Origin of the sequence: uncultured Rothia sp., from assembly GCF_937976295.1 — a bacterium.
Taxonomy (GTDB): Bacteria; Actinomycetota; Actinomycetes; order Actinomycetales; family Micrococcaceae; genus Rothia.
The window spans coordinates 1-1,733 of the sequence record NZ_CALJRY010000131.1 but is presented as its reverse complement, the minus strand read 5'-3'; the positions used below and the strand labels follow the sequence as shown (position 1 = coordinate 1,733).

General features: G+C 59.5%; 2 protein-coding genes. One reads left to right on the top strand and one right to left on the bottom strand.

Annotated features, from left to right (window positions below; genetic code table 11):
* Positions 1-251: 251 nt before the first annotated feature.
* Positions 252-1,442 (bottom strand): ABC transporter permease, encoded by a 1,191-nt coding sequence (locus Q0216_RS03325; protein WP_298592906.1) that lies wholly within the window; start codon positions 1,440-1,442, stop codon positions 252-254.
* Positions 1,443-1,598: 156 nt separating this feature from the next.
* On the opposite strand from Q0216_RS03325, the gene Q0216_RS03320 reads away from it, so the two are divergent.
* Positions 1,599-1,733 (top strand): TetR/AcrR family transcriptional regulator (locus Q0216_RS03320; RefSeq protein ID WP_298592907.1); only part of this gene is annotated, 135 nt, incomplete at its 3' end.

The window sequence follows — 1,733 nt, the reverse complement described above, 5'->3', positions numbered from 1 at the left end:
CCGTTCGCAGAAGCTCTACGACCTGGAGGCGCAGTACCAGAAGCCGCTCGTCGCCAAGAATCAGGCAGCTCTGGAAAATGAGCTTAAAGAATTCAAGCGCAAGGACGAGCAGTTCAAGCAGTACGTTCTCGACAACCAGTAACAGCGAGTAGCAGTCGGTAATAGTCGGTATGCCGAAAGGGTGTGTGCCGTGTTCAGTGAACGCGGCGCACACCCTTCTTACGTTGTACCGGCGGTCTAACCGGCGGCGCTTATGCCTCCACCGTTGCGGTGCGGCGCTCCTTGAGAGCCCAGCCGATCACGCCGGCGAGCAGACCAACCGCCATCCAGGAACCGAGCACCAACCACTGGCCGCTCGTTGCAGCCTCCGGGAAGTACGCGATGGAACGCAGCAGAGCCGAGGAGGCGCCCGGAACCATCATCTGCCCGATCTGACCCCACGCACCGGGCAGGAACACGCTCGGCATGCTTGCACCCGAGATCGGGTTACCAATGAACATGGTGACGACGGCACCCAGACCCAGACCTGCAGCGGGGACGAGCAGGCCGCCAAGACCAATCATGAAGGATGCGGTGGCAAAGTAGGTGGCACTGAAAGCTGCCCACAGGGTTGCGAAGTCACCGGGGATGAAGCCGAACCAGGTGCTCAGAATCAGGGCGGTGATTGCGCCACCAATCACGGCGTAGAGGGTAGCGGTGGTGAAGCGACGCCAGGTGCCCTTGATGAGGGTCAGGGACAGTACACCGCCGAGGGTTCCGCCCATGACCAGGGGGAATGCGGCGATTGCGAGGCCGTTACCGGAGCTATCGCTTCCGCTCAGGGGCACTACGGCGGTGGTCTTGACGGTCATGGCGGAGGCTTTTTCAGCTTCTGCCTTCATCTGCTCCAGCTGTGCTGCAGCCTGGGCACCCTGTTCACCGCCGGCCTGCACCGCCTGGGTGAGGGCTTCGGTCTTAGCGGCGAGCGCTTGCTGCTGAATCTGCGCGTTCAGCTGGGTGGCTACGCCGTTGAGCATCTGGGTTGCTGCGGCGTTGGCGGCGGGAGCGGTGAGAACTTCGGGGGCGGCGCCTTCGGTGAAGACGATAGCGCCGTAGGTTTCGCGCTGCTTGATCTGGTTTTCGGCGTCTTCGCGGGAGGTGGCCTGCTTCAGTTCGAAGGTTTCGATGCCGCGGTCTTTGAGGGACTGCTCAAATTGGCTGACGGTCACTTCGGGGCCGGTGATGGAGACGGGCAGGTTTTTCGCTTCCATGGTTTTGGTGGGCCAGGTGAAGGCGAGGATAACGACTGCAACAATCAGGGATGCCAGCAGCGAGGTGCTGATGACTTTGATCCAGGAGGAACGCTCGGGGGTTTCTGCCGGGGTCTTGGTGGTTTCGGTGGTAGTGGGGTTGGTAGCGCTCACCGATTCTGCGGTGAGCGCGGTGGTGGGTTCGTTGCTCATGACAACCTCCAAACAAAATGCCTGTTTCGTTTACGGGATAGAACTCTACTCCCGTTTTTGACCGAACGCAAACACAATAGCCATTTTGTTTACAAAGTCACAAAAAGAATTTCCATTGTGTTTGTAAGTTTTACGCCAACTCCCTAGACTGGAACCATGCCCCGACTAACAGAAGCCACCAAAGCCGCCCGCCGCACCCAAATCATCGAAGCAGCCATCGCCTGCTTCATGGAAAACGGCTACACCAACACCTCCATGAGCGACATCATCAAAGCCTCCGGGCTGTCCTCC

What these genes read in the sequence shown, in the direction of transcription:
- Q0216_RS03325 (WP_298592906.1), bottom strand. Translation starts at nt 1,442, where the DNA reads ATGAGCAACGAACCCACCACCGCGCTCACCGCAGAATCGGTGAGCGCT.